This is a genomic window from Lysinibacillus sp. AR18-8 (assembly GCF_001705465.1).
Taxonomy (GTDB): Bacteria; Bacillota; Bacilli; order Bacillales_A; family Planococcaceae; genus Lysinibacillus; species Lysinibacillus capsici.
On record NZ_MDGU01000004.1, the window covers coordinates 210,440 to 230,820 of the forward strand.

Sequence of the window (20,381 nt, forward strand, 5' to 3'; positions counted from 1 at the left end):
AGTCTTTTGTTTAGACTTGCCATGGCCATGGTGTATCAATCCAGTTAAAAGGATAATTCGAATAGCTTCTCCCAAAATTCATGAGTGGTCCATATTTTTGCTCAAAATCAATTTTAAGTTTCATACTTTTCTCTGTATTTTCATTAAATTGCTGAATGGCGTCATAATCGTGTGGATGAGTGTCTAAATAGAGGTTTAATTCAACAATGACGAAATCAATTGCTTGTATTTCTTCTAATTGCTTATAAAATTCGGGCGGCATCTTTTTAGTCATGCTTCCTCCCTCCTTTTAGGGGAAATGGGTATGGGCTAAACAACTGTGGCCATAGTGTTCCTGCCATTAGCGCTTCTCTGGCGGTTGGAAATTGTGGAAGTCCAGGTGGTTGAAAACCCATATATAGTTGTGGGGGTGTTGCATAATACTTAACTTCTATAGGCTTACAAGGATCAAAGGGGCTAATATAGGGCCTCCAAGACTTATACTGTGTAAACATGACATCCTCCTTTCTGTATTTACATTCATCAGTGGAGTATATGTGTATAGAAAATTATTATGCTGATTAAACACAAAGAAGCCATAAGCTCATGTCAATGTACACATGAGCTTATGGCTCTATAAAAAGATAATATTAATAGTTGGAGTCTGCAATTAAACCATTCATAATAGCTACACCAGAGCTAGCCCCAATACGAGTCGCACCTGCTTCTACCATTTTTTTCATGTCCTCTAAGCTACGAACACCACCTGATGCTTTTACACCAAGTTCTGGACCTACAGTTTTACGCATAAGCGCGATATCCTCTGCTGTTGCTCCACCAGTAGAAAAACCTGTAGATGTTTTCACATAGTCAGCACCCGCTGCTACAGCTAACTCACATGCCTTCACTTTTTCTTCGTCTGTTAGTAAGCATGATTCAATAATGACTTTTACAAGTGCGCTATCTTTAGCTGCTTCTACCACTGCTGCGATATCTGCTTGTACAAGGTCATAGTTTTTATCTTTTAACGCACCGATATTAATAACCATATCTACTTCTTTTGCACCGTTAGCAATGGCGTCTTTTGCTTCAAATGCTTTGACTGCTGGTGTATTGGCACCAAGTGGGAAGCCGATAACCGTACAAACTAACACGTCTGTACCCTGTAATAATTCACTGCTTCGCTTTACCCAAGTTGGATTTACACAAACAGAAGCAAAGTTAAATTGTTTAGCTTCAGCACATAATTTTTCAATTTGTTCTTTTGTTGCCTCAGCCTTTAATAATGTATGATCAATCATACGTGCAAAATTTTTTTCCATTGTTGAACGCTCCTTCATTAAACAAGATGTACGTACCTCTTCGAATCATATCATTTTTTCGCGATGGCGTCTAATTTCTTTCTATATAATGAACACCCAAATATAAACATTCCAGAACGAGTCATGTTTATCTGAAGTCCTCAAAAGATTATATAGAAAGTGATAACTTAATTATTTCACAAAAAAATCTTATATGTACTGATTTTATAAGGATTATGTTATCATAAATCACGTATCTAAAATATGTACAACGAAAAACTTATTAAATGTTTGGAAACACAAGGTAATGTGAATTGAAAGGATGATATATATCATGAGTAACGAGCGATCAAAAATCGTGAGTTTTCATACTCTAGGTTGTAAAGTAAATCATTACGAAACAGAAGCAATTTGGCAGCTGTTTAAAGAAGAAGGCTATGATCGAACAGAATTTGATCAACAAGCAGACGTTTACGTCATTAATACATGCACAGTTACGAATACTGGAGATAAAAAATCACGTCAGGTTATTCGTCGAGCAATTCGCCAAAATCCGGATGCAGTTATTTGTGTAACAGGATGCTATGCACAAACATCCCCTGCAGAAATTATGGCAATCCCTGGTGTTGATATTGTTGTTGGAACACAAGATCGTACGAAATTACTTGGTTATATTGAACAATATCGTGCGGAACGACAACCGATTAATGCTGTACGTAATATTATGAAAAACCGAGTATACGAAGAATTAGATGTACCAGCATTTACAGACCGTACACGTGCTTCGTTAAAAATCCAAGAAGGCTGTAACAATTTCTGTACATTTTGTATTATTCCATGGGCACGTGGTTTAATGCGTTCTCGTGACCCACAAGAGGTATTACATCAAGCACAGCAATTAGTAGATGCTGGTTATCTTGAAATTGTCTTAACTGGTATTCATACAGGTGGCTATGGTCAGGATTTAAAAGATTATAATCTTGCTCAATTACTACGTGATTTAGAGGCCAATGTAACAGGCTTAAAGCGTCTTCGTATTTCATCTATTGAGGCTAGTCAATTAACAGATGAAGTAATTGAAGTACTACGTGAATCAAAGATTGTCGTGAATCATTTACACATCCCTATTCAATCTGGTTCTGATACGGTATTAAAACGTATGCGTCGTAAATATACAATGGAGTTCTTCGGTGAACGTTTAACAAAATTACATGAGGCTTTACCTGATTTAGCTGTTACTTCTGATGTAATCGTTGGTTTTCCAGGTGAGACAGAGGAAGAGTTTATGGACACATATAACTTTATTCGCGATCATAAATTTTCTGAGCTACACGTTTTCCCATTCTCTCCTCGTACAGGAACCCCTGCTGCACGTATGGAAGATCAAATTGATGAAGACATTAAAAATGAGCGTGTGCATCGACTCATCTCTTTAAACGATCAGCTAGCAAAAGAGTATGCTTCTCGTTTTGAAGATCAAGTGCTAGAAGTTATCCCTGAAGAATTTGTGCATGATGACAGTGAAGAAGAAGGCCTTCTAACAGGCTATACAGACAATTACTTAAAAGTAGTTTTTGAGGGTCCAGAAAGTCTAATCGGACAACTTGTAAAAGTAAAAATTACACAAGCAGGCTACCCTCACTCAAAAGGACAATTTGTACGCGTTTTAGAAACAGTGAAATAAATAGTGAAAAAAGGGTTGCCAATTTTATATGGCAACCCTTTTTCCTTTTAATGAAGCTAATCATTCACTTGTATTTGATTTTTCATAATATTGATAAATGCTTTTAAAGATTGACAGCTCCTATAAGAAAATTAGTAGTACAAACAAAATATCCATCTGTACTACCAGCTTTCTTAATATATTATAATATTCTACTGTCCTCTAAACTAGCATTTATCAAGGACTAGGAGGAGGTGTAAGTCCTAAAAGAACAGGCGTTATTACGCTACTGCCAGCACCAAGGCGGATTTGTTGCACTTGCAATACTTTTACAGTAAGTTCTAAGACAATTTTTTCACGTAATGTGCTGAATGTCCCTTCAGGAGCCGCCATAATCGGTGAAAAATCAAGTTCAAAGAAGTTGGCAGCTACTAATTCACCAAATGGTTGTTCATTGTATTTAACAAGATTTTGGAAGAAAGCCTTATCTAATCGAGCATCCATTTGTGTTCTTTCGTTAAGGAAGTTCGCTTCAGCAAACTCGGAAATGCCTAAGATTGGTGTTGCGCCTCCAGGTGTTTGTGGGAAAATAAGATCTGTAAAACCAGAAAACGGAACGTCAGCAATTCTATCTCGAAGTGCCCCATTACATGCTGATGAAGCATATTCAATATTTTTCCGAATATGTCCTGCTACAAATAATTTAGCTCTTGTTACTCTAAAGAAATCAGTGCCACCAATACGTGCAAAGCTAACTGGTACAAGTTTCACTTGATTTAGGAAGACATTCTTTTTCACTCGTTTGATTTCTGTAGCAGCAGGGCTAAGTGTAATATCCGACTCAACAACGATTTGCAGTGTTGGTTCTGCCAATACAACTGGAACTTTGATAGTTGGCGTTGTAACTGGAGTAGTGACTACTGGTGTAATCTCATTCGTTAATGGAATTTGTTCAGTTGATGTTACAGGACAAGGTTGAAATTGGCTTTCTAATTGATCGCTCAAAAAATTCCCTCATTTCATTTTTTTAGTATTAGAGAGCTCTCCTATCGCTAGAATATGTAGCATTTAAATCTATACATGGACGTATATATTAGTTTTATATTCATTTTATTTGAATTAAGGGATAAATTTCTATAACCCTCCATTACCTTGCCAGTCAAACAGTACTTTAATTTTTTGTACTTGTAACATTTGGATAATTAATTCTAATACTATATTTTGACACAATCGATTGGGATGAATGGCTGACTTATTTTGCGTATTAGATACCCTATACTCAATATTATGCTGTATGTAGCCTTCTATAAATAAATTCCCCTTTAATACAGTTCTTGTTCCATTTCCCAATGACTGGGATCTATGAATAGGTACAAATCTACAATCGGATAGTACTACCTCATTTGTGATCTCTTTAACCTCTTCAATTCCTTTATCAAAAGCAATTTTTTCCTCCATACATATTTCTATTTTGTATTCCCCTAGCACAACAGGAACTCGTATATGTATAAAAGGCTCAGAGGAATTAATTTCTCCTTTTTTAATTGCTTGTGAGTTATGTAAGGGAACTACTACTGATTTAAACGGATGCTGCTCACTACCATTTTTTTTATTAGTATCCGTGCTCATTAAAGAAATCATTTGATTAATGTTGGAGCTAACCAAACGACAATCTGGTTGTTCAGGGTAAATCGAAATCGTTTGGAGTAGCTTCGTCTGAAGTTGGGGAGATAGGTTATCATTTAAATCAAGAAAATCAAATATTGTATTTTGAACATTTTCACCATAAATAGGAGCATGAAGAAAATCGTTAATTTCTACATAAGTAGAAAAGGGACTTTTTTGGATAATGGTGCATACTTCTCCTTGTAAAGACTTTGCAATCTCTTTATTACGATTTGGAGGATTGTTTTTCTCCTTTTCTTCTATATCATCCAAATGCATATTATTTTCAGCCTCTGACAGAGCTCTATTGAAAGATTTTGGATTATTGTCTGATTGGGCTGTTGAATTTTGTTCTTCAAGGGAGTTCTCATCACTATCTAGTAGATGGTCAATTTCTACCTTTGTTGGACTGGGTACACTTTGATTGCATGCTATCTGGTCTAAAGTTAATTCCTCTACATGGTTCTCATCCATATGTCGGAAATTTTCTTCGTTCTCCTTAACATTCGCTTCTATAGGTATGGGTATGGACGCTAATTGCTCTATTAAGGTCACTTTTGTGTGACTCTCATCGATATCTAGAGGATGTTCGTTTTCTTGCTCAACATTTGTTTCTTTAGATATAGGTAGATCTTCATTAGATGCTAATAGCTCTGCTAAGCTAGCATCCTCCCTGAAGTTCTCAAAATTTGGGTGATGTTCGTTTTCTTCCTCAATAATCGGCTCCATAGGTTCGGGGAGCTCTTCATTAGAGATTATATGGTCTGTTAAAGTTGATTCCTCTGTAATTGGTTTATCTTCTATTTCATCAAGCAGATTATTATTTCCATTAAAAGTCTGTTCAAATGGAGATTCGTCATCTATTTTAGTTTGATACCTCCACTCAGTGTATTTATTTTGTTTAGAGGATATTTTTTTCATCTCTCTAAAATTAATCCATGGAGTTGCCATTCATTCACTCCCAAATAATGATTTGACAAAAAAAGCATAACAATCAATTTTTAATCCATTAGCTAATTCTTCTGATGCGATTATGTTAGGACAATTGAAAATCTACAATACTAATTACAATCCATATTATGCAATATTTTTACTTTTGTCACAGTCCCCACCAAGAGATACAATTGGAAAGCGCATGTCCTTATCTTGCCAAAAAAAAGCAGTTAAAAGTTCGAGTAAAAGTGAACTTTCAACTGCCCAACAACATATTTGATTTTATATCAGTATTATTGTTACAATTTTTGCTCCACTACATAAAAAAATTAACAAGGCTCAGTAGGCGGAATCATATCAGGAACAATTGGTGTTGCTGGTGGAGTAAGCCCTGGTAGAACAGGTGTTACTACACTACTTCCAGCGCCCAAACGGATTTGTTGAACTTGCAATACTTTTACAGTAAGTTCTAATACAATTTTTTCACGTAATGTGCTGAATGCTTCTTCAGGAGCTGCCATAATCGGTGAAAAATCAAGTTCAAAGAAATTGGCTGCTACTAATTCACCAAATGGTTGTTCATTGTATTTAACGAGATTTTGGAAGAAAGCCTTATCTAATCGAGCATCCATTTGTGTTCTTTCGTTAAGGAAGTTCGCTTCGGCAAACTCAGAAATGCCTAAAATTGGTGTAGCGCCTCCTGCTGTTTGCGGAAATATAAGATCTGTAAAACCTGAAAACGGAACATCAGCAATTCTATCCTGAAGGGCCCCATTACATGCTGATGAAGCATATTCGATATTTTTCCGAATATGTCCTGCTACAAATAATTTAGCTCGTGTTACTCTAAAGAAATCAGTGTTAGCAATACGTGCAAAGCTAACTGGTACCAATTTCACTTGATTTAGAAAGACATTCTTTTTCACTCGTTTAATCTCTGTCGCTGCAGGACTAAGTGTAATATCGGACTCGACAACGATTTGCAGTGTTGGTTCTGCCAGTACAACTGGAATCTTAATAGTTGGCGTCGTAAGTGGTGTAGTAACTAGTGGTGTAATCTCATTCGTTAAGGGTATTTGTTCAGTTGATGTTACTGGACAAGGTTGAATCTGATTAAATTGTTCACTCAAAAAATTCCCTCATTTCAATATAGTATTAGTGAGCTCTCCTATCGCTAGAGTATGTCGCAATTAAATCTATGTATGGACATTGAACTTGTTCTTTTACATATTTTATTTGGAATGTTTGAGGTTGTGATTTTCCCGGTTGATCTTACACAATGGGCTAAAACTCCATTTAAGCAGGGATTTAACGCAGACCCCCTTCAAATATGATTTACGTAAAAAACCACTTAATAATATTAAGTGGCTTTCTCTAAGTTATGTTGATAATAAATTATACATAGCTGTTATTCAAATTCATAGGATATGGCAGACAGTGCGTATAATGGCGCTGTTTCTGCTCGTAAAATTCTCGGTCCTAATGACATCGTTTGAGCGCCTGCTTGTAATAGCGCTTCTGATTCTTGACGAGAAATGCCCCCCTCAGGACCAAAGATAATAAGCATTGATTTCGATTTTTTATCATACACGTTTTTTAGCTTCTCCGCAAACCTTGTGCGCTTTTCAGCCTTTGCATCCTCTTCATCAGCAATAAAAACGGCATCGAAATGATCTATTTGTTGTACTAGCTGTTTAAATGATATAGGTTCAAAAACTGTTGGAATATGCGTACGGTGAGCTTGTTCCGCAGCTTCCTTAGCAATTTTCTGTAATCTTTCTTGCTTTTTTGCTCCTTTTTTCTTGTCCCATTTCACAATGGAGCGCTCAGCTTCAAAGGGTAATAAAGCAAACATTCCTAGCTCTGTGGCTTTTTGGGTAATAAGCTCCAGCTTATCACCCTTCGGTAAACCACATGCTACTGTTACTTGAATGGGTAACTCTGGGGAAGGGATTGTTTGTCCAGTCGCTTCAATGACAACCTCATCCCCTTCAAATCCTTCAATTGTGCATATATACGCAGTGTTTTGTGCAACAACTACAATGTTGTCGCCTTGCTTCATACGCATCACTCGTTCAATATGCCGTGCATCTTCTCCACTAATACGTGCATTTTCGATAGCTGTCTCAATAAAATAACGTTGCATGCCACACAGTCCTTTCTAGCAAGAAAGGAAAACGCCAAATCACAAGCACACGGCTCACGATTTGGCGCTTCCTCAGTCATGTTATAGTGGACGACGGGCAATAATGGCTACCCAATCTTCCATTAATAATACTTCTTCAATCACAAAGCCTGAAGCTTCTAGTGCTACTTTCACATCATCTCGTTTTGCACCGATGATGCCCGAAGTGACATATAATCCACCTGGTTTTACAATTGTATACGCGTCATCTGTGAAGGACATGATGATTTCAGCCAAAATATTAGCGACTACTACATCTGCTGGTTCTTTTACAGTATCCAATAAGTTACCATGGAACACTGCCACCTTATCTTCCACTTTATTTAATGCTACATTTTCTCGCGCTGAACGTACAGCTACCTCATCTAAATCAAGCGCATGCACACTTTTGGCACCAAGTAATGCTGCACCAATAGACAATACACCCGATCCTGTACCGATATCAACAACTGTATCCCCTTCTTTAATGACCTTTTCAAGTCCTTGTAAACACATTACCGTTGTTGGGTGGGTACCTGTACCAAATGCCATACCAGGGTCTAATTCAATAATTAGTTCATCTGTTGAAACAGGTGTGTATTCCTCCCATGTCGGTACGATAGTAAAGCGTTCAGAAATCTTAACAGGATGGTAGTATTGCTTCCAGGCCGTTGCCCAATCTTCTTCATTGACTTCCACAATGGATACCACATTTTCACCGATATCAATGTTAAAGTTCGTTAAATTTGTGATAGCTGCTTTTATTTCTTCGACTGTTTCATTTAAAAAACTAGACTCTGATAAATAAGCTTTAACAATCACGCCATCTTTCGGAAAATCATCTTCATTTAGCGCATAAATTTCACCATATTGATCTTCACGTGGCTTCGCAAACTCTGCAGAATCTTCGATGACAACACCACTTGCACCTGCTTCATGCAAAATATTCGAAATTGCTTCTACCGCATCATTTTTTGTATGAATGGATAATTCTGACCACTTCACGTAGCTCTTCAGCTCCTCTAATTATTCACCTTGGAATTTTTTCTTAATTTTATCGAATAGTGAACTACCTTGTTCTTCAGGGATATCGCCACTAATTTCTGCAAATTCTCGTAGTAATTGTTTTTGTCTTTCCGTTAATTTTTCTGGTGTCATCACTTTTACTGTCACATATTGATTACCCATACCATAACCATGAACATTTTTAACACCTTTATCTTTTAGACGGAATTGAGCACCTGACTGTGTTCCAGCTGGAATACGTAATTTTACTTTCCCATGGACTGTTGGTACTTCAATTTCATCCCCAAGTGCTGCTTGAGGGAATGTTAATTTCAACTCGAAGTAAATATCGTCTCCATCTCGTTCAAAATCCTTGTGACCTTGAACGCGGAACATAATATATAAATCCCCTGCAGGTCCACCGTTTATACCTGGTTCACCTTGACCAGATACACGAATTTGTTGTCCATCATCCACACCTGCTGGAATCGTCACTTTAATTTTCTTACGTTTTTGGACTTTTCCTTCTCCACGACAAGTCGTACATTTTTCTTTAATAATTTTACCTGTTCCATGACATGTTGAGCATGTACGACGATTCATCATACGACCAAATGGTGTATCCACTGCTTGATTGATTTGACCTGCACCTTTACATGTCGAACATGTTTCTGGTTGCGTGCCTGGTTTTGCTCCTGAACCGTGACATGTTTCACACGTTTCATCTTTCGGGATTTCTATTTCTGTTTCTTTTCCAAAAATTGCTTCCTCAAATTGGATGTTCATACGATATTGCAGATCATCCCCTTTACGTGGAGCATTTGGATCTTGACGGCGACCACCTCCGCCAAAGAATGAACTGAAAATATCCTCGAAGCCGCCAAAGCCGCCCCCTCCAAAGCCACCACCAAAACCAGCATTCGGATCCTCATGACCAAATTGGTCGTAGCGTGCTTTTTTCTGGTCGTCACTTAATACTTCATATGCTTCAGCGATTTCTTTGAATTTTTCATCTGCACCTGGCTCTTTATTAAGGTCAGGGTGATATTGTTTTGATAATTTACGGTATGCTTTTTTAATCTCATCTTTTGTAGCCGATTTTGTTAAACCAAGCACCTCGTAATAATCGCGTTTCTCCATGATTCACACTCCGCTCTGTTTGCATAAAATCTATTGTAACATGCAGTTGAAAAAACTGCCTCATTTTTTCGATTAAAGGTTCTATAAGTTCCAAAAATGAAGATACTCACTTCCTAGCAGCTAACGTATGCAACTATCCCATAAATGGTGCATTTACGTGAAGTGACCTCACATCATGACAAAAGCCAAAGCCGCAAGCGGTCTTTGGCTTTTTCACTTTACTGTGTTACTTCTTATTTATCATCTTTTACTTCTTCGAATTCAGCGTCTACAACACCGTCATCTTTTTTACCAGCGCCAGTGTCTGCACCTGCATCGCCGCCTTGAGCTGCTTGAGCAGCTGCTGCCGCTTGTTCGTAAACTTTCATCACTAGTGGCTGTAATACGCCTTCTAGTTTTTCTTTAGCTGCTTTAATACCTTCTAATTCACCAGCTTCAAGCGCTTTTTTCAATTCGTCACGAGCATCTTCCACAGATTTTTTCTCGTCTTCTGTAATTTGCTCACCAAGGTCAGCAATTGTTTTATCCACTTGGAATACTAATTGGTCTGCTTCGTTACGAAGATCTGCTTCTTCTTTACGTTTAGCATCTGCTTCAGCATTAGCTTCAGCGTCTTTTACCATGCGTTCAATTTCTTCCTCTGATAAACCAGAATCAGATTGAATCACAATTGTTTGCTCTTTGTTCGTACCAAGATCTTTTGCTTTTACAGATACGATACCGTTTTTATCAATATCGAATGTTACTTCGATTTGAGGTACACCACGAGGTGCTGGTGGAATATCTGCTAATTGGAAGCGACCTAATGTTTTATTGTCAGCTGCCATTGAACGCTCACCTTGTAGAACATGAATATCTACTGCTGGTTGGTTATCAGCTGCTGTAGAGAAAACTTGAGATTTTGAAGTAGGAATAGTTGTGTTACGGTCGATTAATTTTGTGAACACGCCACCCATTGTTTCAATACCAAGTGAAAGAGGTGTTACGTCAAGTAATACAACGTCTTTCACATCACCTGTTAATACGCCACCTTGTACTGCAGCACCCATTGCAACAACTTCGTCAGGGTTAACACCACGGTGAGGCTCTTTCCCTGTTTCTTTACGTACCGCTTCTTGTACTGCTGGAATACGTGTAGAACCACCCACTAAAATAACTTGGTCAATTTCAGAAGTTGACAAACCTGCATCAGATAATGCTTGACGCACTGGTCCTACTGTACGGTTTACTAATGGTAAAGTAATTTCGTCAAATTTCGCACGCGTTAAAGAAATTTCTAAGTGTAATGGACCTGCTTCTCCAGCTGTAATGAATGGTAGAGAGATTTGAGTTGATGTTACACCAGATAAATCTTTTTTCGCTTTTTCAGCAGCATCTTTTAATCGTTGCATCGCCATTTTATCTTTTGATAAGTCAATGCCATTTTCTTTTTTGAATTCAGCTACTAGATATTCGATAATTGCGTCATCGAAATCATCTCCACCTAGTTTGTTATCACCAGCTGTAGCTAGTACTTCAAAGACACCGTCACCTAACTCAAGGATAGACACGTCAAACGTACCGCCTCCAAGGTCAAATACTAATACTTTTTGATCTTGATCTTGTTTATCTAATCCATAAGCAAGAGCTGCAGCAGTTGGTTCGTTGATGATACGCTCTACTTCTAGACCTGCGATTTTACCAGCATCTTTAGTTGCTTGACGCTGTGCATCGTTAAAGTAAGCAGGAACTGTAATAACTGCTTTTGTCACTTTTTCCCCTAAGTAGTCTTCAGCATAGCCTTTTAAATATTGAAGAATCATTGCAGATACTTCTTGTGGCGTGTAGTCTTTATCTTCTACTGTTACTTTTTCAGCCGTACCCATTTTTGATTTAATAGAAATGATTGTGTTAGGATTTGTTACTGATTGACGTTTCGCCACTTCACCAACTTGACGTTCACCATTTTTAAAGGCAACAACAGATGGCGTTGTACGGTTTCCTTCTGGGTTTGGAATTACTTTTGGTTCTCCACCTTCAAGTACAGAAACGCAAGAGTTTGTTGTTCCTAAGTCAATACCAATAATTTTGCTCATTAAAATTTCCTCCTATTATGTCAACGCAAGGGATGCGTTTTCTAACTAATTTTAATTGACTAAATAGTGCAAAGACTATTCGTTCACAGATACCATTGTTGGGCGTAATACACGATCCTTTAAGATATACCCTTTTTGTAGTTCGCGTAAGACGATACCCGTTTCTTTTTCACTATCTTGTTCTTGCATAACAGCTTGGTGAATCGTTGGATCAAATTGCTCACCTTCAGCTTTAATCACTTGCAGACCTTCTTTTTCTGTTGCTTCAATTAAAGAGCGATACACCATTTCAATTCCTTTAATGATCGATGCAGTCTCTTCAGAAGTTGTCTCTACTTGTAAAGCACGTTCAAAATTATCAAGGACTGGTAATAGATCAGATAGTAAGCTTTGGGCGCGATACTTTTCAGCTGCCTCACGGTCTAACTGATTACGACGACGCATATTATCGAAGTCAGCACGTAAACGTAGGTGACGATTTTCTTCGTCAGCCAGCTTTGCTTGTAGTTCAGCCAGCTTAGCCTCATACTGTTCTTCAATTGATAACTCTACTTCTTCCTGAACTTCTGTTTGCTCTACTTCCTCAGTTGTCGTTTCAGCTTGTACATCTTCTTGTACTAAATCTTTGTTTTCCGTTGTTTCCGTCACTTGAATCCTCCTCATTATCATTCACTACGATTCTTCATAAAGGCTTGTGTTAAATCCAAGCGCATTACGTCTAATAAAGCCACAACACGCTTATAATCCATACGTGTAGGGCCAATAATAGCAATGGCTCCCTGTTGATCATCACCAATAGAATAGGTAGTGGTAATGACACTGCAATTTTCCATTTCTAGTTGTTTATTTTCTGAGCCTATCCGAATATGAATACCTGATTCATTCGGATGGAAAAGTGACTGCACTTGGCTAGTCGTCTCCATTAAGTCCAAAATCATTCGGACTTTATTTAAGTCATGGAATTCTGGTTGGTTGAACATATTCGTTTTCCCACCATAGAAAATTTTACTTTCTGAATTATGCATTGTTGCTGTGATAAGTGCGCGAATAAAATCATCCGCTGATCGAACATGTTGCTGTAACACTGCTAGCACTTCAGCCTCAAGGCTTTTATGGAGATCTTCTAATGAAACTCCAATAAGGCGATCATTTAAGATATTTACCATTTTCTCTAAATCAGAAGCGGTAAAGTCAGGTGGTAGATTGAACATGCGGTTTTCTACATGCCCATTATTCGTCACGATAATCGCTACTGCTGTGTCGCTAGAAAGAGGGACAATTGAAAATCGTTTAACACGATGCCTTTGGACATCAGGTCCTAAAAGTATGGAAGTATACGATGTCAGCTCTGATAAAATGTTGGCTGACTTTCGGATAATATGCTCTACTTCTACTAGTCGATCATTAAAAATTGATTGAATTTGTTGAATGTCCTTGGAATTGATACCTTGAGGACTCAACAAATGATCTACATAAAATCTGTAACCCTTTTCCGAAGGCACTCGACCAGAGGAGGTATGCGTTTTTTCTAAAAAGCCTAATTCCTCTAAATCCGCCATTTCGTTTCGAATAGTGGCTGGACTAAATGTAATCCCTTGTTTTTTGGAGATTTGGCGAGAACCTACCGGCTGCGCAGACACAATAAAGTCGTCTACAATGACTTGCAATATCTGTAACTGCCGATTTGTTAGCATGATTATCACCTCTGTTAGCACTCAACTAAGAGGAGTGCTAATACTATTATTAAGTTATCAAATCCCACATTTTATGTCAACGATATCGCTCAATCTTCTAGCAAAAATTGTTGAAATACTTCATTGCCCACAAAACGCCCTTTTCTTGTCAGGCGAACACCAAGCTCATCCTGTTCTAAAAGCCCCTTTGACACTAGATCTTTTATTACCACATCATAATGCGCAGTCATAGGTGTTTTAAATTTCTCTTCATATATAGAGTGCATAACACCCTCTGTTTTTCTTAGCCCTAAAAACATTTGTTCTTCTCTTTTTTCCACTTGTGATACTTCATGTGCGTGGACAATTGGTAGCTCATTTGCCTCAACAGCTTCCATATACTTTTTTAATGGACCGTGATTAGAATAGCGTATACCTGCTAAATACCCATGAGCTCCTGCGCCAAACCCTGCATATTCATCATTATCCCAATAAATCTTGTTATGCTCTGAATGATATCCTGGTTTTGCAAAATTACTGATTTCGTATTGTTGAAGCCCATGTAAGGCCATTTGTTGCATCAGCACATCATACATATCCGCTTCTAAATCTTCTGTCGGTAAATACAGTTTCCCTTTAGCGTACTGATTATAAAAAATCGTTTTGGGTTCCACAATAAGAGAATAGGCAGAGAAATGTGGCAAATCAAGAGTAAAAGCTTTGGCTAATGAATCCTTCCATTGCGCCATCGTTTGCCCAGGTAAACCATACATTAAATCAATGCTGATATTACGGAAGCCAATTTTTCTAGCCAGGGCAATTGTTTCATAGACATGATCATTACTATGAGTGCGTCCAATCTTCTGTAGCAATCCCTGGTCAAAAGATTGTACACCCATGCTTAAACGATTAACACCACCGTCGAACAACACCTGCAATTTGGCTGCAGACAATTCATCTGGATTTGCCTCTGATGTAAATTCTGTCACACTATTCATTGGAATATACGTATGAATAGACGTTAGTAGTTTGTCCAATTGCTCAGGAGATAAAGCTGTCGGTGTTCCGCCACCAAGAAAAATCGTCTCGATGTTACGGAATGTTTCAGGATGTTTTTCGGTTGTCAGGGCCATTTCTTTTCCAAGTGCTTCGATATATTCATCCACTGGTTGATTTTTAAAATAAAATTTATTGAAATCACAATAATTACAGATTTGATGACAGAAAGGAATATGAATGTAAACACCTCGTGCCATAGCAATCCCTTCTTTCGCGTTAAGTCTTTTCCATTTCTACATTATAACGAATCGATAGAAGGAACGCTATGAAACCTCACAGGTACTTTTAATGAATATTGATTCTGTAATGACAAAACAAACTGCACCTCCGATTATTAGTTAGAATCTAACAATCGAAAGTGCAGATTTTTCATGTATAAAAAATGACGCCCACAACAATTCCTAACAGCACCAATAAATAAGGCTGTATTTTCCATCGAATTAAACACCATAAAAAGACAGCTACTATGAAAATATCTAACGTGCTGATGATGGTTTGTGTCACAATGGGATGTACAAAAGCAGCAGCTAGAATGCCAACGACTGCCGCATTTGCGCCTGCCATCGCACCTCTAAGTCGTGCAATTCGACTTAGGCTAATCCAAAATGGTAGCGCTCCAACCACTAGCAAAAACGCCGGTAAAAATATTGCGAAAGTAGCAATAATAGCTCCCGGAACGCCAGCAATAACCATACCGATATATGCAGCAAATGTAAATAAAGGTCCTGGAACTGCCTGTGTCATACCATAGCCAGCTAAAAAATCTGAGGTACTTATTTGACCACTTTGAACAAATTGTGTTTCCAGTAAAGGTAAAACAACGTGTCCGCCACCAAATACTAAGGCACCTGCAAGATAAAACTTCTCTATCATAGAAATCCACTCAAGATGCCATAAAGCGGCTAATATAGGTAAACCTAGGAGTAGCACGAAAAAAAGTACTAGTAAAACAATGCCCGTGGTTTTTGAGATGGGTATATGAACTAATTTTGAGGTATTACCCTCATCACTTTTTTTCAGTAGTTGAAAGCCTAAACAAGCAGCGATCAATATTGCTACGATTTGTGCCAATGGATTTAGCCATGTCAATACTGTTATCAATGTCAATAAAGCAATCAACCAATGCCATTTTGTCGAGAGTAGTTTTTTACCCATATCAAAAATAGCATGAGCGACAATCGCCACTGCTACTAACTTCAAACCATGAATCCAATCCATCTTAAACTCTGTATACTTGGAGAAATAGGCAAAAAGTATAAGTATCAGAACTGATGGTAAGGTAAAACCAAGAAATGATAGAAAGCTTCCTAGTACTCCTCCTCTAAGTAAACCAACCCCCATCCCCACCTGACTAGATGCAGGACCAGGCAAAAATTGACTTAACATAACGAGTTGACCATAATCATGTGCAGAAAGCCATTTACGTTTCTGTACATATTCCTGTTGAAAATAACCTAGATGAGCTGTTGGGCCTCCGAATGAGGTACAGCCCAATTTTAAAGCAACAAAAAAAATCTCCCAAAGCCTTCGCAAACTCTCAACTACTTTCCATATCTTTTATTTCATCTTACACGGAAAGCAGTTTTTTTTAGATTAAGAGTTTGTAAAATTTACTTCATTATTCATCTCTCTTTATTTTAATTGCAGAACCTACTTTACTACCCTCTTTATTGATTGGAATTAAAGTGTATTTTTTTTCTGTTAGATAGAGTGCATCTACACGACTTCCCCACCTTGTACCTTCTTTATTTAATGGATAGGGTGCTGCAAAATCCCATGATTGTCCAGATTTTGATTGGATTTTAAAGTGTAACGCATCATTGACAACACTTTCCTCAGCATGAAAATAAATCGTTGTGGAAATAGGTGTGGAGACAACTTTGTCGATGGTTATTTCCTGCTGATCAACATGCTTCACTTTTTTATCAATGGAAAAGATTTCACGATCTTGTTGTAATTGCTCTTGTGAAGCATCTACCTGAAATTCCCAAGGCTTCTCAATTGGTGTTTCAACATTCCAATCTTTATAACGAATAACTAATTCTAATTGTTCATCAGCCGGAAAATCATCCATTTTAATACTATTGTATATCGTATAGACGTTGGCAGACTTTGCTATGGACTGTCCTCCATTACGAACCATATAATCTTGCCCATTGACAAGAATTTGCGGAAAGAAAAATACTTGATGGTCTGGCTTAAACTCTTTTCCAGGTTCGAAAGTTGCATTCAGTAAAATTTGATTGTCATCTATAATCACTTCATTTAATGTTAACCGTCCTAAGCTATTGCTAGCTGTTTTCCCTACATCCGTTTTATAGGCTTCAAAATTCACATCCTGATCCCACCACAAATACAGCGTCGATCCACTAGCAATCATTAATAAAAGGATCACAACAATAAGCCACTTCTTACTTCTCCGATTTTCCTTATCCAAATCCACAACTCGAATCATATCATTGGACAACCGTACACCTCATTTTTATAAAAATCATTATGATTCATTGTAGTGCTCAATCATGCATTATATAACCTTCTATGTTGAAGATTCATTTATGTATAAAAGGATATTACATCCCTTTATGTAGATGACGACCTTTATTGACTTCACGCATTAAATAGTCCACAAAGAGATCATCTCTTACTAGCCATGCTTGTTTATTTCGCTTTAAAAACCACTCCGCTTCATTAAAGCTCGCAAAGGATTGTGTCAGTAGCATGTTATTTTTTTCAATTATCCAATCAACCTCATCGTTTGAATAGAGCATAAACATTTCATCTTGCTGATTTTTATAGAAAGTTCCAAACGTAGACCCTTTTACATTATAACGATTTCTTCTTGCATCCTCTGGAATAGGCTCTATATGGAATGTTGCCACTACATACTGCTTGTAAGCTTCCTCTGTTAATGAGCAGCCAGCAGCCTTTTGATGTCCACCTCCACCATATTTGGCAGCAATAGCTGACACATCAATATGATCATGGATTGTTCGAAAGGATATCTTCTTACTGCCCATATTAATCATCGCAATATAATCAAGATGCGGATTTTCCTTTCCCAATTCATTACCAAGTTCAGAAAGATAGGATTCTGCATAGACAACCCCAGCATAGTATTCTCCCAAAGTAGTTTGAATAAGCTCCCGTTTCTTACGCCGAATGTAACGCTCTGTTTTTTCTTCTTCCATGCTTAAAATTTTCTTTTCAAAATCATCGAAGTCAAAGTGATCACTTGTTTTTAAACGCTCAAGCATTTTCTCTTCAAATTCTTCAATAGACACTAGAAAAAAGAGTGCATTTAATCTTTGCGCTTGTAAATTGCCGTTCTTTTCCCATTCCCATGTATCGTATTGTCTTACTAACTCTACAAATTCAGAAACGGCTTCTGTTTTTTCTAATAGTCCATGGATAACCAGGTATTGATAATATAAAGATGTAGCTGACGTTAAAAAGCCTTGCTCATCCTCAATTAATACCTTTCCCCATTCATATTGATTGAAATGGAGTGCTGTCTTATGATGGTCCAACAATTGCACATTACCAGTCGCCTGATAATAATCATGAATCCTTTTTTCATTCTCTTCATTTGGAGAAAGATCTGTAATAAACAAAAATGTTTTCTGTTGATCATTCTCCAAAAAGAATTCGATTTCGCGATCAAGTGCTGTAATGGAATTGTAGCGTATCTTCACCTTATCGTTAAAAGCAAGCTTGGCTAAAATCCCACACCCTACTCCGTCTAAATCGTTATGTGATAATAATTTATACATGTTCTCACCTCGATTGTAGTATGGGTATTTTTTTGGTATTCAAACAGCTAATGACGTTCAATACGTAACAACATTGATATTGTTTTTCAGATAACATACATTAAAACCATACATCTTTAGGGTGAAAGGGAGGACACAGTGAATGAAAAGGAAACTAGCTTATAGTGGAATCGGATTTATTTTGTCTTTGTTTTAAACCTTTGTAATTGTAATTAAATTCTTTTATTCTTGCGAAATTTTCTCCAATTGGGCGATCACTTTATCGTATGTTGCCAATTTAATTTGTTCTAGCACTTTAATCTGAGCCTGTTATCTTTCAGCTTCCATCATTATCAAAGTTGTTTCTACATTCATTTCCCTCTGCTCCTTCTACATTAAAATAGGTTATTTAGAATCTCTATTCAAAATCTCCTTGATTAACCCAAAATATTTCATCCAATGTCGCATTCACTATATAGCAAATCAGTAAACAAAGCTTCAAGGATGGATTAAAACTCCCCTTCTCTATCCGTAGTACAGTCTGTCTTGATATTCCTACTGCATCGGCTAATTGTTGTTGTGTCAAATCTGCTTTGACACGTGCAATTTTTACATGATTTTTCATATATTAACCTCCATATATATGGAGTAAAATATAGTTTACTTTATGTAAATTATATATCACATATATTTTAAAAATAATATCTAATGTTACACCTATTTAGTAGAACAGAATATACTTCGTAGTATAAAAGAAAATAAAATAATTGGTATATTTATGGTAATTAAATATTTTTTATGTTAGAATTTTCCATGAATGGTTTTTGTATATCAACCGTTCCCGAAATATCAGAAAAGAATGGGGGTCTTAAATGAAAAAATCAGTCCTACTTAGAGTATTGGCATTTATAGCCGTATTGCTTATCCTTTTTTCAGATGGGATACAAACCTATGATTTTCTTATCCTATTGTTTGCTGTTTTCTTTATAGGTACCCCGTGGTACAAATTTTTCAAAAAAAAGTAAATTTAAATTTAGGAGGAATAGTAAATGAAGAAAAAATTGATCTTTTTTGTAATGGTTATGTTTTTAGCATTTCAACCCCTATCTGTAAATTTAGGTGCTTTAGCTAAAGAAAAAAATGAAACTACTGACACTACTGATTGTAATAGTTGCTCACAACAAGCACCTTTGCAAATTGAAAAGAATGGTTTCCTTAATGACTCAGTAGTTGTAAATGAAGTGAAACAGGATTTAGATATTGCAGAGAATTTCACACATAGTGAATACAGTAGAGAAGACTTTGATTGGCAAAATACTGAGTATATGGATTACGGTAAGAATAAAGATGGTTTGATGATTCCTTATAAAAAGAACAATGAAAGTTTTGATATTCGATTATTGACTACTTATGATAAAACCACTGGTGAAGTTGGCGAATTTATCATTATGAAATCAACTTTAGATATAGAGAATAATGAAATCAATGTTACTTATGCAACATTAAACAATGAAGACATGCTTGGTATGACTCTTGAAGTAGGTACAAATAAAGTAATTGATAAACAAGTTTATTTCGATGAAAATTCAGAAGTTTCCCTTTTATCAACTAATAGTGCTAAAGCAGGTTATTGGAGTGATTCATGGGAATGCTTAAAAAACTATTGGTATGATGCCCCTGAACTAACAAAACAAATTTGTAGTGCCGCATGTGCGTCAGTAATATTTGGTGGCAATGTTGTAGGTGCTGTTGCGTGTGCTAGTTGTTTAGGTTCTCATGTTATGGTATGTCTAATCCATTAATAGTTAATTAAAAATCCCCTTCTATGGACGTTTAAAAGGTAAACCGATAATAAAATTGTTTAATATTATTATAAAAATATAAGAGCCTTGCTACACTCTAGCGTGTAGTAAGGCTCTTTAAAGTTGTTTAATTCTTATTGAACTAAAGCACCCTGTTAGTTGAAGAACTAATT

The 20,381-nt window shown here is 36.9% G+C and carries 19 protein-coding genes; 2 read left to right on the forward strand and 17 right to left on the reverse strand.

Going from position 1 to position 20,381, the window contains the following annotated elements; all coding sequences use genetic code 11:
• Positions 1-10: 10 nt before the first annotated feature.
• From BFM98_RS02495 to deoC, 3 genes are all read right to left on the reverse strand, one after another.
• The gene (locus BFM98_RS02495; protein WP_016994107.1) at positions 11-274 is read right to left on the reverse strand and encodes a spore coat protein CotJB; all 264 of its coding nucleotides are present in this window, start codon (positions 272-274) and stop codon (positions 11-13) included.
• Positions 267-494 (reverse strand): spore coat associated protein CotJA, encoded by a 228-nt coding sequence (locus BFM98_RS02500; protein ID WP_004227061.1) that lies wholly within the window; start codon positions 492-494, stop codon positions 267-269. The genes BFM98_RS02495 and BFM98_RS02500 overlap by 8 nt, the downstream gene beginning before the upstream one ends.
• A 135-nt stretch (positions 495-629) precedes the next feature.
• Positions 630-1,301 (reverse strand): deoxyribose-phosphate aldolase, encoded by a 672-nt coding sequence (gene deoC, locus BFM98_RS02505; RefSeq protein WP_048392186.1) that lies wholly within the window; start codon positions 1,299-1,301, stop codon positions 630-632.
• 313 nt (positions 1,302-1,614) lie between these two features.
• On the opposite strand from deoC, the gene mtaB reads away from it, so the two are divergent.
• Entirely contained in the window at positions 1,615-2,964 is a 1,350-nt protein-coding gene (gene mtaB, locus BFM98_RS02510) for a tRNA (N(6)-L-threonylcarbamoyladenosine(37)-C(2))-methylthiotransferase MtaB (protein ID WP_048392185.1), read from the forward strand.
• 216 nt (positions 2,965-3,180) lie between these two features.
• On the opposite strand, the gene BFM98_RS02515 is transcribed toward mtaB, so the two are convergent.
• From BFM98_RS02515 to BFM98_RS02580, 14 genes are all read right to left on the reverse strand, one after another.
• Complete coding sequence (locus BFM98_RS02515) at positions 3,181-3,948, reverse strand: CsxC family protein (protein WP_054550096.1); 768 nt, start codon at positions 3,946-3,948, stop codon at positions 3,181-3,183.
• Positions 3,949-4,077: 129 nt separating this feature from the next.
• Positions 4,078-5,559, reverse strand: a complete 1,482-nt coding sequence (locus BFM98_RS02520) for a BC_2427 family protein (protein ID WP_066036449.1) — start codon at positions 5,557-5,559, stop codon at positions 4,078-4,080.
• 311 nt (positions 5,560-5,870) lie between these two features.
• On the reverse strand, positions 5,871-6,671 hold the full coding sequence (locus BFM98_RS02525) for a CsxC family protein (protein ID WP_048392182.1): 801 nt from the start codon (positions 6,669-6,671) through the stop codon (positions 5,871-5,873).
• A 278-nt stretch (positions 6,672-6,949) separates the two neighbouring features.
• The gene (locus tag BFM98_RS02530) at positions 6,950-7,687 is read right to left on the reverse strand and encodes a 16S rRNA (uracil(1498)-N(3))-methyltransferase (RefSeq protein WP_066036450.1); all 738 of its coding nucleotides are present in this window, start codon (positions 7,685-7,687) and stop codon (positions 6,950-6,952) included.
• 81 nt (positions 7,688-7,768) lie between these two features.
• Entirely contained in the window at positions 7,769-8,710 is a 942-nt protein-coding gene (gene prmA / locus BFM98_RS02535) for a 50S ribosomal protein L11 methyltransferase (protein WP_004227050.1), read from the reverse strand.
• 21 nt (positions 8,711-8,731) lie between these two features.
• Positions 8,732-9,850, reverse strand: a complete 1,119-nt coding sequence (gene dnaJ, locus BFM98_RS02540; protein WP_016995416.1) for a molecular chaperone DnaJ — start codon at positions 9,848-9,850, stop codon at positions 8,732-8,734.
• 233 nt (positions 9,851-10,083) lie between these two features.
• A complete protein-coding gene (gene dnaK / locus BFM98_RS02545) occupies positions 10,084-11,925 on the reverse strand; it encodes a molecular chaperone DnaK (protein WP_048392179.1) in 1,842 nt (613 codons plus the stop codon).
• A 75-nt stretch (positions 11,926-12,000) separates the two neighbouring features.
• Positions 12,001-12,573: a nucleotide exchange factor GrpE gene (grpE, locus tag BFM98_RS02550; protein ID WP_004227038.1), complete on the reverse strand. Its 573-nt coding sequence runs from the start codon at positions 12,571-12,573 to the stop codon at positions 12,001-12,003.
• Positions 12,574-12,590: 17 nt separating this feature from the next.
• Positions 12,591-13,619: a heat-inducible transcriptional repressor HrcA gene (gene hrcA / locus BFM98_RS02555; RefSeq protein WP_004227036.1), complete on the reverse strand. Its 1,029-nt coding sequence runs from the start codon at positions 13,617-13,619 to the stop codon at positions 12,591-12,593.
• Between the two features lie 89 nt (positions 13,620-13,708).
• Complete coding sequence (gene hemW, locus BFM98_RS02560; protein WP_066036451.1) at positions 13,709-14,854, reverse strand: radical SAM family heme chaperone HemW; 1,146 nt, start codon at positions 14,852-14,854, stop codon at positions 13,709-13,711.
• A gap of 172 nt (positions 14,855-15,026) precedes the next feature.
• Positions 15,027-16,211, reverse strand: a complete 1,185-nt coding sequence (gene chrA, locus BFM98_RS02565; RefSeq protein ID WP_175400702.1) for a chromate efflux transporter — start codon at positions 16,209-16,211, stop codon at positions 15,027-15,029.
• Between the two features lie 64 nt (positions 16,212-16,275).
• Complete coding sequence (locus BFM98_RS02570) at positions 16,276-17,124, reverse strand: DUF4179 domain-containing protein (protein ID WP_048392177.1); 849 nt, start codon at positions 17,122-17,124, stop codon at positions 16,276-16,278.
• 103 nt (positions 17,125-17,227) lie between these two features.
• Complete coding sequence (locus BFM98_RS02575) at positions 17,228-18,427, reverse strand: DHH family phosphoesterase (protein WP_066036452.1); 1,200 nt, start codon at positions 18,425-18,427, stop codon at positions 17,228-17,230.
• 397 nt (positions 18,428-18,824) lie between these two features.
• Positions 18,825-19,031, reverse strand: a complete 207-nt coding sequence (locus BFM98_RS02580) for a helix-turn-helix transcriptional regulator (protein ID WP_066036453.1) — start codon at positions 19,029-19,031, stop codon at positions 18,825-18,827.
• Positions 19,032-19,455: 424 nt separating this feature from the next.
• Between BFM98_RS02580 and BFM98_RS24200 the strand changes: the two genes are divergently transcribed.
• Positions 19,456-20,208 carry a hypothetical protein gene (locus BFM98_RS24200; protein ID WP_227744900.1) on the forward strand — a complete coding sequence of 251 codons (753 nt, stop codon included), beginning with the start codon at positions 19,456-19,458 and terminating at the stop codon, positions 20,206-20,208.
• Positions 20,209-20,381 lie beyond the last annotated feature (173 nt).